At 63.1% G+C, this 10,959-nt stretch carries 21 protein-coding genes; 15 read left to right on the top strand and 6 right to left on the bottom strand.

What is annotated here, in order from left to right:
- Positions 1-284 precede the first annotated feature (284 nt).
- Both AC3XYG_RS33875 and AC3XYG_RS33880 read right to left on the bottom strand, forming a co-directional pair.
- Entirely contained in the window at positions 285-740 is a 456-nt protein-coding gene (locus tag AC3XYG_RS33875; protein ID WP_489144290.1) for a phage regulatory CII family protein, read from the bottom strand.
- Between the two features lie 180 nt (positions 741-920).
- Positions 921-1,178: a hypothetical protein gene (locus AC3XYG_RS33880; protein WP_489144291.1), complete on the bottom strand. Its 258-nt coding sequence runs from the start codon at positions 1,176-1,178 to the stop codon at positions 921-923.
- A gap of 32 nt (positions 1,179-1,210) precedes the next feature.
- Here AC3XYG_RS33880 and AC3XYG_RS33885 point away from each other — a divergent pair, with 32 nt between their 5' ends.
- On the top strand, positions 1,211-1,942 hold the full coding sequence (locus AC3XYG_RS33885) for a LexA family protein (RefSeq protein ID WP_489144292.1): 732 nt from the start codon (positions 1,211-1,213) through the stop codon (positions 1,940-1,942).
- A gap of 51 nt (positions 1,943-1,993) precedes the next feature.
- On the opposite strand, the gene AC3XYG_RS33890 is transcribed toward AC3XYG_RS33885, so the two are convergent.
- Together AC3XYG_RS33890 and AC3XYG_RS33895 are read right to left on the bottom strand one after the other, a co-directional pair.
- Positions 1,994-2,326, bottom strand: a complete 333-nt coding sequence (locus AC3XYG_RS33890) for a hypothetical protein (protein WP_489144293.1) — start codon at positions 2,324-2,326, stop codon at positions 1,994-1,996.
- Positions 2,327-2,409: 83 nt separating this feature from the next.
- A complete protein-coding gene (locus AC3XYG_RS33895) occupies positions 2,410-2,679 on the bottom strand; it encodes a hypothetical protein (RefSeq protein WP_489144294.1) in 270 nt (89 codons plus the stop codon).
- A 132-nt stretch (positions 2,680-2,811) separates the two neighbouring features.
- Here AC3XYG_RS33895 and AC3XYG_RS33900 point away from each other — a divergent pair, with 132 nt between their 5' ends.
- From AC3XYG_RS33900 to AC3XYG_RS33925, 6 genes are all read left to right on the top strand, one after another.
- Entirely contained in the window at positions 2,812-3,063 is a 252-nt protein-coding gene (locus tag AC3XYG_RS33900) for a hypothetical protein (protein WP_489144295.1), read from the top strand.
- Complete coding sequence (locus AC3XYG_RS33905) at positions 3,060-3,422, top strand: hypothetical protein (RefSeq protein ID WP_489144296.1); 363 nt, start codon at positions 3,060-3,062, stop codon at positions 3,420-3,422. Before AC3XYG_RS33900 ends, AC3XYG_RS33905 begins: the two co-directional genes overlap by 4 nt.
- Entirely contained in the window at positions 3,422-3,553 is a 132-nt protein-coding gene (locus AC3XYG_RS33910; protein WP_489144297.1) for a hypothetical protein, read from the top strand. The genes AC3XYG_RS33905 and AC3XYG_RS33910 overlap by 1 nt, the downstream gene beginning before the upstream one ends.
- Before the next feature lie 109 nt (positions 3,554-3,662).
- Positions 3,663-3,884, top strand: coding sequence for a hypothetical protein (locus AC3XYG_RS33915; RefSeq protein ID WP_489144298.1), 222 nt, complete (start codon positions 3,663-3,665; stop codon positions 3,882-3,884).
- Complete coding sequence (ssb, locus tag AC3XYG_RS33920) at positions 3,884-4,405, top strand: single-stranded DNA-binding protein (protein WP_489144299.1); 522 nt, start codon at positions 3,884-3,886, stop codon at positions 4,403-4,405. The genes AC3XYG_RS33915 and ssb overlap by 1 nt, the downstream gene beginning before the upstream one ends.
- 36 nt (positions 4,406-4,441) lie before the next feature.
- On the top strand, positions 4,442-4,681 hold the full coding sequence (locus tag AC3XYG_RS33925; protein WP_489144300.1) for a hypothetical protein: 240 nt from the start codon (positions 4,442-4,444) through the stop codon (positions 4,679-4,681).
- Positions 4,682-4,926: 245 nt separating this feature from the next.
- Here AC3XYG_RS33925 and AC3XYG_RS33930 read toward each other — a convergent pair whose 3' ends face one another.
- Positions 4,927-5,196, bottom strand: coding sequence for a hypothetical protein (locus AC3XYG_RS33930; RefSeq protein WP_489144301.1), 270 nt, complete (start codon positions 5,194-5,196; stop codon positions 4,927-4,929).
- A 35-nt stretch (positions 5,197-5,231) separates the two neighbouring features.
- Here AC3XYG_RS33930 and AC3XYG_RS33935 point away from each other — a divergent pair, with 35 nt between their 5' ends.
- The 5 genes from AC3XYG_RS33935 to AC3XYG_RS33955 are packed head-to-tail and all read left to right on the top strand — an operon-like array spanning position 5,232 to position 7,858.
- Positions 5,232-6,551, top strand: a complete 1,320-nt coding sequence (locus tag AC3XYG_RS33935) for a DNA cytosine methyltransferase (RefSeq protein WP_489144302.1) — start codon at positions 5,232-5,234, stop codon at positions 6,549-6,551.
- Positions 6,548-7,132 (top strand): FaeA/PapI family transcriptional regulator, encoded by a 585-nt coding sequence (locus AC3XYG_RS33940; protein ID WP_489144303.1) that lies wholly within the window; start codon positions 6,548-6,550, stop codon positions 7,130-7,132. Before AC3XYG_RS33935 ends, AC3XYG_RS33940 begins: the two co-directional genes overlap by 4 nt.
- Before the next feature lie 2 nt (positions 7,133-7,134).
- A complete protein-coding gene (locus AC3XYG_RS33945; RefSeq protein ID WP_489144304.1) occupies positions 7,135-7,512 on the top strand; it encodes a hypothetical protein in 378 nt (125 codons plus the stop codon).
- A 2-nt stretch (positions 7,513-7,514) separates the two neighbouring features.
- Complete coding sequence (locus AC3XYG_RS33950; RefSeq protein WP_489144305.1) at positions 7,515-7,688, top strand: hypothetical protein; 174 nt, start codon at positions 7,515-7,517, stop codon at positions 7,686-7,688.
- The gene (locus tag AC3XYG_RS33955; protein ID WP_489144306.1) at positions 7,685-7,858 is read left to right on the top strand and encodes a hypothetical protein; all 174 of its coding nucleotides are present in this window, start codon (positions 7,685-7,687) and stop codon (positions 7,856-7,858) included. The genes AC3XYG_RS33950 and AC3XYG_RS33955 overlap by 4 nt, the downstream gene beginning before the upstream one ends.
- Positions 7,859-7,884: 26 nt before the next feature.
- Here the strand turns inward: AC3XYG_RS33955 and AC3XYG_RS33960 are convergent, their stop codons facing one another.
- Complete coding sequence (locus AC3XYG_RS33960) at positions 7,885-8,577, bottom strand: hypothetical protein (protein WP_489144307.1); 693 nt, start codon at positions 8,575-8,577, stop codon at positions 7,885-7,887.
- On the opposite strand from AC3XYG_RS33960, the gene AC3XYG_RS33965 reads away from it, so the two are divergent.
- From AC3XYG_RS33965 to AC3XYG_RS33975, 3 genes are read left to right on the top strand one after another with little or no spacing between them, the layout of a single operon-like run.
- Positions 8,576-9,364 (top strand): hypothetical protein, encoded by a 789-nt coding sequence (locus AC3XYG_RS33965; RefSeq protein ID WP_489144308.1) that lies wholly within the window; start codon positions 8,576-8,578, stop codon positions 9,362-9,364. The two genes, AC3XYG_RS33960 and AC3XYG_RS33965, sit on opposite strands and share 2 nt — an antisense overlap.
- Positions 9,361-9,573 (top strand): hypothetical protein, encoded by a 213-nt coding sequence (locus tag AC3XYG_RS33970; RefSeq protein WP_489144309.1) that lies wholly within the window; start codon positions 9,361-9,363, stop codon positions 9,571-9,573. Before AC3XYG_RS33965 ends, AC3XYG_RS33970 begins: the two co-directional genes overlap by 4 nt.
- Positions 9,570-10,712 carry a site-specific integrase gene (locus AC3XYG_RS33975; protein WP_489144310.1) on the top strand — a complete coding sequence of 381 codons (1,143 nt, stop codon included), beginning with the start codon at positions 9,570-9,572 and terminating at the stop codon, positions 10,710-10,712. The genes AC3XYG_RS33970 and AC3XYG_RS33975 overlap by 4 nt, the downstream gene beginning before the upstream one ends.
- Positions 10,713-10,959: the final 247 nt, after the last annotated feature.

Consider the following 10,959-nt stretch of genomic DNA (forward strand, 5'->3'; position numbering starts at 1 on the left):
ACATTTCGGCAGCGACCAACTGCTCAGGCGTCGGCCCATGGACGAGCACGCGGAGGCATTGCCACCTGCACTGGTTCACCAATGAAGCAGACGCCTGGCGGTTCACCGTGCGAACCGCTTAAGAGCGCGAGCTGTCGCGAACCAGAGGTTCCACTCGGCGGGGTTGAAGCGATCTCGCATGGGAAGGACGGCCTTGGTGTGGGTGCGTCCATGGTCGGATGCGCCAGCAACAACGGCGGGGCGAAACACCCCCGGCGCAGGCCGTGATTTCGGGGACCCGTGCATCAACCGAGCCTAACCTGGTCCTGAATCGCGGCGACCAGATCCACGACGGTCTTCTGCACGGTGATGCCCGCGTTCGACGTGTCCTTTGCTTCGTTCAGGGTGATAACGCCGTCTGCGCGCGCCTCTTGGATCGTGCCAGCGAAGTTGCCCGTGACATGCATGAGCTGCAGCACGAGCTCGTCCACGCGGTGCTTGGCGTCCTCCCGCTCCTTCGCCAAGTCGTCGCAACGCTGCAAGACGTAGCCGTGCGAGTGCGCCAGCGCGTGGAGGATGCGGTGGTCACCGGTGACGGTCATCAGCAGGTCGGCCTCGGCCAGCGTCAGGTGGTTCCGGTCGTACGACGGGTTCACCTTGCCGCGCAGCAGCGCACCGGACATGTCCAGACGCGGCGCAAGCGATTCCGCGCCACCGGGATAAGCCTTCACCGTTGCCTGGGCTGCATCGAGGACATTCATTCGGGTCAATCTCAAATGGTGAGCCGCTTGGGCCCGGTAGGTAGAGTCGTCACCATGGAGATCACGACAGGGGAATCAGGGAACGTCGAAGCGGTTGAGCGTCAGCGCCCTGCCCGCTTTCGCAGCGGCCAAAGTGCGACGAAGGCGAAGGCGAGCAACGCGAGCACGTCGGTGCCCACGTCAGCTCGCCTTCCGCGTCAGAACAACTTGAGCTGTTTCGGCCGTCGCCCCTGCCGAGGCGGCCTCGCTTCGGTGTCGCTCGTCGGGCCCATCGCTGAAGATGTGCGGACGAAGCTCGTAGCGGAGGCGAAGCTCCTGCTTCTCGGGGATTGGCTGGTCGTCAGGCCACTGGGCCACGGCCGAGCGGGACACACCGAGGAGTCGCGCCAGTTCGGACTGGCGCATGCAAAGACGGGTGAGAAGTTCGGTCTTGGTCATACGCCCGCATGATAAGTCGTCTAATCACCCCCGTGTCAAGCGAACTCATCACTTTGCCAAGTATTCTTAGCAATATGAGTAACTTCGCCGAAAGATTTCGCGTGGCGCGGGAGGCGACAGGCCTATCCCAGCGGGCATTCGCCAAAAAAATTGGCGTCACCGGTGCCACGATCAGCAATTGGGAGGCCGGCATCACAGAGCCGGACAACATCCGCGGCGCGCTCCTCGAGCTCGCTGCCGGTGTGCTGGGTAAGCCGGTGGCCTACCTGCGGACTGGTAAAGACAAGCGCGAAGTCGCCGATACCCCTCCCGGCCTGACCTTGGCCGAGGATGGCGTGCGCATGGTCCCAGTAATCAGCTATGTCCAGGCTGGTTACGGGAAAGAAGCTGTCGACGCGTATGCCCGCGGCGAAGGATCGGAGCAGATTGGAGTGGACAGGGATATGGCGGCAGAGCTTGGCCGACTGGCGTTCGCGCTAGTGATCGACGGCGAGTCGATGATGGACGAGTTTCGCCCGGGCGACGTGGTGATCATTGACCCGGCTGTGAAGCCCCGTCCTGGCGACTACGTCGTGGCGAAGGTAGACGACGAAGAGTCTGCCACGTTCAAGAAGTACCGCGCACGGGGCGTAGATCCTTCCGGGATCCAGCTGTTCGACCTAGTCCCGCTGAATCCGGACTGGGCAACTGTCAGTGTCACGCCGGACAACCCAGGCATCGTGATCGGGACCATGATGGAGCACCGCCGGCGGCGACGCCGTTGAAGAAAAGCCCGCATTTGCGGGCTTTTTTTAGACCTCCACGCATTGGGGAAATCAGGCCCGATTGCGCTCAAACTGTGCGGTAATGTTGCTTGGCGAGTTCTCCTTGAGAAGTGACTCGGCCATTCCAACCGACATTCCAGCGCGCTCGATCTCCCGGTCGTCGAGGTCAAGCTTATTGGCCCAGGCCTCGACGTATGCAATCTCGTCGTCGATCTTCATGATCACGTTCGCGAGCTCTTGTGCCCGGTCGAGGTTCTCGGGATCCGCCGCGGTGGTTGTCGTCGCCCAATCGTTGAACGCGTCGCGCCACCTGATGATGTTTTCGTTGTCTTCGAGCACGACGATAGCGTCTTTGAGGGCGTCGAGGACTTCTTGGTTACTCATACACTTCCTTGATATTGGGTCCGCCAAAAGCAACGGCGGCCGGAACGAGTTATCACTTTCAACAGACAGTCTCCACCCGCGGATCAATACTTCTCGACCGCACGCGCGTAGCAATACGGGATAACCACCGCGGCAATACAGCCAGCGAACACCGACGCCTGCTGCGGCGCAGACATCGACGAGAAAAATGCCCAGAAGGTCAGCAAGAGCGCCGGAATCGACAGCAGGAAAACAACAAACCAGGCGAACTTTGCGTGGAATCCCCTGCTCCCTGGACGGTCGCCGCAGCGCGGACAGGCCGTGGCACGTGGGCTTAGCGGCCCTTTGCAACAGACGCAAATCTTCGGTTCCACCGGCATCCCCCTGAAGCGGCCATCGTGGCTGCCGAAAGATTCTGCCCTACCCGGTGATTAGAACGCTTGACATCAAGTGATTAGCTGCCTTATCGTTATTGCCAAGCTGATTAATCAGCAAGGGAGAGGACGATGGGCACCAGCGCACTCAATTCGAACCAACGGACGCTGGCCAAGCGGGCCGACCGCCTTGTGCATGTCGTCAACCAGCTGATCGCCGATATCGAGTCGGACATCAGCGCCCCGGCCGAAGCCGCCTTCCATGCGAAGGACGCGTATGCCGCGCTCTGCAAGGCAGACCTCGCCCTGCGCGACGCCATCGCCGAGAGCACTCGCGGCCACTACGAAGGCCTGGCTCAGAGCGCGCAGCAGGTGGCCGCATGAGCATCCTCAACATGCGCCAGCGCAACGCGCGCCGCTACATGGCCATCAAACACGCCGGGGACAACGAAGTCCGCGCTGCCGAGCAGCTGCGGCACGCCAGCTCGTCCACTCCGGCGCTTCAGCGCGCCGGCGACAACGGCGCCGTGATCACGATCGCGCTCATGCTCGGTCTCGCGATCTTCGGCTTGGCTGCATGCGGCGCATTCAAGCCCGGCAGCCATCCGACGTCCACGCTGACGGTGCCCGAAACCGGTAACCACTGCGTGCGCGGCTACAAGACGCACCAGATCGGCTCCTACGGCGCCCAGGGTGCGCCGGTGGTCATCGTCACCGACGTGCCCTGCAAGGCGAAGCCGTGATGGAGCGCCGCATCCAGAAAGCCATCACCTGGTGGATGAGTGCCCCCTGCGACGAGAGAACGGCCGTGCTGCTCTTCGTCGTTCCTGTCCTGCTGCTTCCCATCGCCATCGCGGTCATGCCGCACCACTGAACGCCCAGCGCTCTCCCGTCCCCCGCGGCGCAGCGCGTACCGATGCCGGCGGTTGATGTACCGGCTCCCATCCCAACACCGCGCCGGCGGAAACCGGCAAAGGATCCCAGTGAGCAAGACCCCGACCCGCATCTACGTTGTCAAGCGTACCGACACCGCCAAGCCTCGCCTGGTGCGCGCAACGTCGCAGCCGCAGGCCCTGCGTCACGTCGCCCTCGACGAGTACACCGTCGAAGTGGCTGGTCAGGACGAGCTCGTGCTCGCGATCCACGCGGGTGTCGATGTCGAGACGGCCACCGCCGATAGCGCCGCGCAGGGCGAGCCGGCCTGATGGCTCGCGGCATCAACAAAGTGGTCATCGTCGGCAACCTCGGCGCCGATCCGGAGACGCGCTACACGGGCAGCGGCACGGCCATCACGTCGCTGCGTATCGCGACCTCCGAAGCCTGGACCGACAAGGCCTCGGGCGAGAAGCAGGAGCGCACCGAGTGGCACCGCGTGAAGCTGTTCGGGAAGCTCGCCGAGATCGCAGGCGAGTACCTGAAGAAAGGCCGCCAGGTCTATATCGAAGGCTCGCTGCGCACCGACAAGTACACCGACAAAGACGGCATCGAGCGCTACTCGACGGACATCATCGGCAATGAAATGCAGATGCTCGGCGGCCAGCCTTCGGAGCGACCGGCTGACAGCTACGGCGAATCCCGTTATGGCGGTGGCACGCGCGGCAATGCCGGAACGACTGGCAAGGGCCGCGCACAGCGCGACTTCACCCAGCGCGCTCACGACACGCCGCCTCAGTCGGCCGGAGCACCGGCGAGCGAGGGCTTCGATGACGACGACATCCCCTTTTAGACGACAGACGCCGGCTCGCCCGGTGAAGGAATTCGCATGTACGTGACCGTTGAGGTGGAAGTGGATCGTGAGGACATCCTCGAGGCGATGTCTGACGACGATCTCGGGACCTTGGGCCTTGCGAGAAAGGTCCCTATCAACAGGCCGAAAGCCTGGTCGGATGTCTCCGGCGCAATCCGTCGCGGCGACTTCGAGCGCGCAAGCCAGATGCTGACGATCTTTGCTCAGGCCGACGGCGGTGACCTGCCTCCGTTCTCGATCACCCGCGCGGTCTGACCTCATGCCGCGCACGCCCGACCTCTTCTCCGGCTGGTTCGACAACCAGACCACCAGGTGTCGCGAGCTCTGGAACGACGGCGCGCGCGGCCGGTATGCGCATCGCAGCGCCATCTCTGAGACAAACCCTTGGCGCGAACTCCGTGCGCCCTGGGGAACTTATCCCGATCTTCCACAGAACGCATCACAGGGTCTCCGCGCACATGGCTGACGCCACCCACGCCCCTGCTTTTTTTCGTCGCGCCTCACGCAGGCGTGACGTTCACCGCAGCCGGTTTCCATTGAGCGAGGGCCCAGTTGACGGCGTGACCAGCGTTTTGGAACTCAAGGATCTTTCCCTGAACATCCGCGACCCAGCCATTTCCAGCCCAGATTATCCAAGGGGCGGGTGTCACACCGCGTACTTCCATCACATGAGGGATAAGCGGGACGTTGCTCGAACGGGCGGCGAGTTCCACATAGCTCACCTGGCACTTCACCTCATCGAGGTAGCCAGGATGCGTCGGTCGGTTCATTCATTTTCACCGTGCGTTGAAACCGAGATCTTCTCATGAAGGCCATTACATACGGGAGCGTCTGCAGCGGCATCGAAGCCGCCACCGTGGCCTGGCACCCGCTAGGCTGGAAGGCCGTGTGGTTCGCCGAGATCGAACCCTTTCCATCTGCCGTTCTTGCGCACCACTACGCCTCCGTACCCAACCTCGGGGACATGACCACGATCGCGCGCCGGATCTTGTCAGGCGAGGTCGAGGCTCCCGATATCCTCGTCGGCGGCACGCCCTGCCAGGCCTTCAGCGTCGCCGGTGCGCGCCAGTCGCTCGATGACGCGCGCGGCAACCTCACGCTCCGCTTCATGGAACTAGCCAATGCAATCGACTTTGTTCGGCTCCGAGCCGGAAAGCCTCCCGTCCGTATCGTCTGGGAAAATGTACCGGGAGTCCTCAGCACGAAGGACAACGCGTTCGGGTGCTTTCTGGGAGGCCTTGCCGGAGAAGATGTCGAGCTCGTCCCGCCAAGGAAGCGGTGGTCGAACGCTGGTTGTGTGTATGGACCCGCGCGAGCAATCGCGTGGAGGACCCTGGACGCCCAATACTTCGGACTGGCCCAACGACGCAAGCGTGTGTTCGTTGTCGCAAGTGCTGCAGACGGGTTCGATCCCGCCCAAGTACTTCTTGAGTGGGAAAGCGTGCGCCGGGATTCTTCGCCGCGCCGAGCGTCGGGGCAAGTCGCTGCCGCCAGCCTTGCTGCGAGCGCTGGCCACCACGGCTACAGCAGCGCGCGGGGCGATGGAAGCGACAACCTCGTAGCCGCGACTCTTGTCGGCTCAATGCACGGCGATCACGAAGGCCGGGAGTCTCATCTTGTCGCCGAAGTGAGTCCGACCATTCCATCGCGCAGCAAGGCTGGCGGCGGGATGGGTACAGACTTCGACCTCGATGGCGGCCTCGTTGCGTTCGGCGGCAACGACACCAGCGGACCGATCGACGTTGCTACGGCACGCAACGCCCATGGCGGTCCTCATGGACGGCTCGACTTCGAAAGCGAGACATTCGTCGTCGGTGAACCCCCGCACGCGTTCGACGCGAGGCAGACGGACGTCATCCAGTACGGCGACAAGACCGGGCCTCTAGATACCGACGGACAGACGATAGGCGTGCTCGTTGCATCTGCCGTCCGCCGCCTTACACCGGTCGAATGCGAACGCCTCCAGGGTTTCCCTGATGGGTACACGCAGGTGCCATTTCGCGGCAAGCCCGCTGCTGACGGCCCCCGCTACAAATCTGTTGGCAACTCGATGGCCACCGAGGTCATGGCGTGGCTTGGGCGACGTATCAACTCCCACCTTATCCGTCTCGGGGAAGCAGCATGATCGCCGACACCGTCAGCGCCGAAGAATTCGAGAAGGCCCTCACGCGCGCCTGCCTGCGTGCTGTTGCCCGGAATGCTCGCGAGGAGCCGCTGCGGGTTGGCGACCTGACCGCCGTTCGCTACGGGCCGATGATCGACGAGATCGCCGACGAGGCCGACCTGTCCATCCCGCAGACGCGGCGGCGGCTTCAGGCGTTACAGCGTGACGGGCGGCTCATGCGCGATGACCGTCGTGGGGGCAGCACCGCCTGGTGGCTCGTGGGTCTGGCTGCTGAGCAGTCGGCGAAGCCTATGGTGAAACAGGCCGTGCCTACGACCATCACGCTCTCCGGCGCCTCCGCGAAGGACCAGGCCACGCTCGCTGCGCTCCGTCAGACCTTCACGGCTCCGACCGGGCGCCAGCACTGGAGCGACGTCCTCGGCGTGCCGCGCGACTGCTCCACCAGCGAAGCACGCGCCGCCTTCCAGTCCGCATTCGCGGCCCTTGACCAGGCCGACCCGGACTATCCCAACCAGAGCCGCCGCGTGCGTGACGCCATCGATGCCTGCTGCCGCGACCACGAAATCCAGATCGAGGAATGAGCATGACCATCAACGAATTCAGCTACGGGACCGACGGCGAGATGTTCAGCTGCGACACGTACCCGACGCGCAAACAGGCGCTGGCCGAGGCTGTCGATAGCGCCGATCCAGGCGACACCGTTTATACGGGCAGGCACGAAGCGCCGCCGGCCGCCAGCGAGTTCATGCCCGACGCCGATCGCATTATCGAGCTTGTCAGCATTAACGCTTACGACGAGTTCGACGAGTTCGCCGAGGACTGGCCCGCGGGGATTACGGACGAGCACAAGGCGCAGATCCAGGCGCACCTCGACGCGATCGCCGACCTTATCCAGTCGATCCATGCGCCGAAGTTCTTCCGCGTCGTGGACATCGAGCCCTACCTGGTGCCAGAGGCCTGACCATGGATACGCCCATCCGCTTCAAGCGGCCTCGCATCAAGCCCGTGCGCAGCGAGCTGACGCTCAGCGGTTTCCTCTACGAAGTCTCGTATGCGGATCAGCGCAGGACCTGCCTGTCCCTGGCTGATGCGTGGCGTCACGCCCTCGTGCTCACCCATGCCTGGAGACGCGCATGAAGCCGAACACCGACCGTCCCGACGCTGCCGCGATCGATGGCTACGTCTACCTCTTCGTGGGTGGCACATACCAGCGGATGACCGTGCCGGCGGCGGAGTCGCTCCATACCAAGCTTGGCGAAGCCATCGAGAAGGCGAAAGCCAGCGCCAGCGAGGAACCGCACACATGAGGCGCGCTTCGGTCACACGCTTAAATCTACTTGCCGAGCAAGGCATCCCAGAAGTCGTCGTTGTTTCCACGGTGGTGGTACTTCTTCAGAGTCGTAAGAGCACGCTCGAGATTGCCTGCGTAAAAGCCCCACAGCACAACACGCTGCTCGACCATGTCTTTGGTTTCCAACCATGGGTGTGCCTCGACCAAGGGTGCGAGTGCGGGGTTGGAAGAGTTCAGATCGTTCATCGATCCGATGGCTTCGACGATATCCACTGCGTCACTTCCAAAGACGTCGAGTTGGCCTATGAATCGCTCGCACATCGCTATGTCTACGGTCGCCTTGCCGAGAACAACGACGACTTTGAGGCTGTCGCCGTTGAGATCGGCCAGCTCAATCGCTTCGCCCATCTTGCAGGTGAAGAACGCGAGGTTACGCAGGGCACTTGCGATTTCCGGCGCAATCGCCGATGCGACCATTCCGGCGAGCGCTCTGCGCAACGTGTCGCCGCGAGTATCTTCCTTATTCTGCTTCGCGTTCGCAGCCCAAAGAGCGCCGCCTACGGCTGCGGCCGCGCCAAGGAGCGCACCGACAAGAGCGGCACTGCTGCCTGGAAGCTCCCAGCCAAATGGAGCCTTGATAAACACACCAACGGTAAGTCCGACAGCGCAACTCACCATGGTGTGAGGGTGTTCCGTAAGCCAAGCCTTCGCCCTTTGATAGAGCCTCGCCACCATGCGTGAACTCCCCATCCTGATGAATGGCGCCATGGTGCGCGCGGTGCTCGAAGGCCGCAAGACAGTGACGCGGCGTCTTTTGAAGCCCCAGCCGAGCGCCGGCTTCGACTATGCCCACCCGACCCAGTTCGACCCCGGCGTGGTGGCCTTTACCGGCTTCCAGCCGACGCCTGGAATTCTGGCTGGCACGTGGATAGAGCGTAAGTCTCCATACATGGTGGGTGACCGGCTGTACGTGCGCGAGTCCTTCGCCATGGTTCACCCGCTGGCCATCGCGGCCGGTCGATTCTCGATCGCATGCACAGCCGGAATTCCGGGGCCGCCGCCTGTTCCTTACCGCCTGATCTATCGTGCGGATGGCGAATACCCGCCCGTGTACCAGCTCGGCTCGATAGGTCACCCATACCGAAAGACAGAGCCGTTCACGTGCGAGAAAATGGGCATCAAATCCTTTGTCGAGCATCATGGGTGGACGCCGTCAATTCAGATGCCGAAGACGTACGCCCGGATATGGCTCGAGCTGACCGCTGTGCGCGTCGAGCGTCTGCAGGACATCACGACCGAGCAGATCGTCGCCGAAGGTTTGACCAGCCAGCTGCGCGAGCACGATGCCGTGGTCGACCTGCGGCAGCAGTTCGAGGCGCTGTGGGATGGCCTGGCCAAGCCGGAAACGCGATGGGCCGACAACCCGTGGGTCTGGGTCGTGGAGTTCCGGCGTGTCGATCATGTACCAGGGCAAGTAACTACCGAATATCGGGGATGCCCGATGGAGACGGTTGAGCCGTGAACAATCACCACATCATCGACGCAGCCGAGCTACGCCGACTGTCGGGCTTGCAGCAGCCGGCGGCGGTGAAGCGTTGGGCGAGCACGCAGGGGATCAGGGTCCGCGACGGAGCGGAAGGCCCGTGGACGACCGTTGAGGCGATCAATGCTGCCTTGGGCGTACAGTCAGCGGGGAACGACGACGCGTACCGCCCTGAGGACCTGCTGTGACCCGAGGCCGCAAACGTAAGCGCGACACCACCATCCCGGCGCACATCGACCAGAAGAAGCTTCCGGTCGGCTGCTACTGGGACAAGCGGGACTACGTCTGGTACACCATCCACCGCGACCCCAAGCCCCGCCGCCAGAAGGTCGCGGGCTCGGATGCGATGCTGTCCGACCTTCATCGGGCCATGGAAGAGATCCGGGGCGTCGATCGCAAGAGCCTGGACTGGCTGACGGCTCAGTATCACGGCAGCCACGTTCTGACCGCACTGAGCGAGCGCACCCAGTCCGACTACGGTAAGCAGAGGGTCATCGTCTCGAAGCTTCACCTGAAGGACGGGAGCACGCTTGGCACGTTGAGCTACGGGCGCCTGAGCACGGCATTCTTCCAGCTTCTGGTCGACAAGGTTGCCGGTGAAGGGACGCCGACAAAGGCAAACCACCTGATCCGCTACCTGCGCCTGATTTACTCGTGGGGCGTGCGCCGTGGATACATGGCCAGCAACCCGGTCAAGGGCGTGAAGCTCGCCAAGGAACGCCAGCGGCGGAGGCTGCCCAGCCCGCCGGTGATGGCCGCGCTCGTTCGGATGGCGGCCGATGGAGGCGAGCTCACCCCGCGCACGGCAGGTAGTTGCCCGCCCTACCTCTGGGCTGTCGCTGACATCGCGTACCTGTGCCGGCTCCGCGGTATCGAGGTCGTCACACTGACCGAGGACCATGGCACGGACGAAGGCCTCCGCACCAACCGCCGCAAGGGCTCCCGGGACAACATCGTTGCCTGGACGCCGCGCCTCCGCATCGCATGGGATTCGCTGATTGCGTACCGCGACGGCGTCTGGAAGAAGCGCGGCATGCCCATCCCGATTCGGGCGTCACTTCGCCCGTTGGTCGTCGCGCAGCACGGCGGACCCCTGGAAAAGAGCAGCCTGGATTCTGCGTGGCAGCGGCTCGGTGAGCGCGCGCTCGAGAAGGGCATCATCGAGGAAGCCGACTGGTTCGGCCTGCACGATCTGAAGCGGCGTGGCATCACCGACACGGCTGGAAACAGGGCCGACAAGCAGGAAGGTAGCGGCCACCGGACCGAGTCGATGATGGACGTTTACGACCTCAGCCTGCCGATCGTTCAACCGTCGGTAAAGGGCTAAAAGACCCCGTAAATTACGCTGGTAAGTGCTTGACATTCTTGGGTGTCAATGAGCGCTTTTCCGTAAAATTAAGGCCTGCAACGCCTTGAATTCTCTACAGGGTGCACCGGACTTTTAATCCGTAGGTCGCCGGTTCGAATCCGGCACGACCCACCATTCGCGCCCGACGTCTGACGCGCAACGCGTTTTTCTCTGACGAAAAACTGGTCAGGATTCTCATGTTTTCGCCGCCCACCAGGCGGTACGG

The organism is Inquilinus sp., from assembly GCF_057815775.1.

Excerpts from the sequence above, each read along its gene's own strand:
- AC3XYG_RS33875 (WP_489144290.1), bottom strand. The coding sequence starts at position 740 with ATGAATGTCCTCGATGCAGCCCAGGCAACGGTGAAGGCTTATCCCGGT.
- AC3XYG_RS33880 (WP_489144291.1), bottom strand. The coding sequence starts at position 1,178 with ATGACCAAGACCGAACTTCTCACCCGTCTTTGCATGCGCCAGTCCGAA.
- AC3XYG_RS33890 (WP_489144293.1), bottom strand. The coding sequence starts at position 2,326 with ATGAGTAACCAAGAAGTCCTCGACGCCCTCAAAGACGCTATCGTCGTG.
- AC3XYG_RS33900 (WP_489144295.1), top strand. The coding sequence starts at position 2,812 with ATGGGCACCAGCGCACTCAATTCGAACCAACGGACGCTGGCCAAGCGG.
- AC3XYG_RS33905 (WP_489144296.1), top strand. The coding sequence starts at position 3,060 with ATGAGCATCCTCAACATGCGCCAGCGCAACGCGCGCCGCTACATGGCC.
- AC3XYG_RS33910 (WP_489144297.1), top strand. The coding sequence starts at position 3,422 with ATGGAGCGCCGCATCCAGAAAGCCATCACCTGGTGGATGAGTGCCCCC.
- ssb (WP_489144299.1), top strand. The coding sequence starts at position 3,884 with ATGGCTCGCGGCATCAACAAAGTGGTCATCGTCGGCAACCTCGGCGCC.
- AC3XYG_RS33925 (WP_489144300.1), top strand. The coding sequence starts at position 4,442 with ATGTACGTGACCGTTGAGGTGGAAGTGGATCGTGAGGACATCCTCGAG.
- AC3XYG_RS33930 (WP_489144301.1), bottom strand. The coding sequence starts at position 5,196 with ATGAACCGACCGACGCATCCTGGCTACCTCGATGAGGTGAAGTGCCAG.
- AC3XYG_RS33935 (WP_489144302.1), top strand. The coding sequence starts at position 5,232 with ATGAAGGCCATTACATACGGGAGCGTCTGCAGCGGCATCGAAGCCGCC.
- AC3XYG_RS33940 (WP_489144303.1), top strand. The coding sequence starts at position 6,548 with ATGATCGCCGACACCGTCAGCGCCGAAGAATTCGAGAAGGCCCTCACG.
- AC3XYG_RS33945 (WP_489144304.1), top strand. The coding sequence starts at position 7,135 with ATGACCATCAACGAATTCAGCTACGGGACCGACGGCGAGATGTTCAGC.
- AC3XYG_RS33950 (WP_489144305.1), top strand. The coding sequence starts at position 7,515 with ATGGATACGCCCATCCGCTTCAAGCGGCCTCGCATCAAGCCCGTGCGC.
- AC3XYG_RS33955 (WP_489144306.1), top strand. The coding sequence starts at position 7,685 with ATGAAGCCGAACACCGACCGTCCCGACGCTGCCGCGATCGATGGCTAC.
- AC3XYG_RS33965 (WP_489144308.1), top strand. The coding sequence starts at position 8,576 with ATGCGTGAACTCCCCATCCTGATGAATGGCGCCATGGTGCGCGCGGTG.
- AC3XYG_RS33960 (WP_489144307.1), bottom strand. The coding sequence starts at position 8,577 with ATGGTGGCGAGGCTCTATCAAAGGGCGAAGGCTTGGCTTACGGAACAC.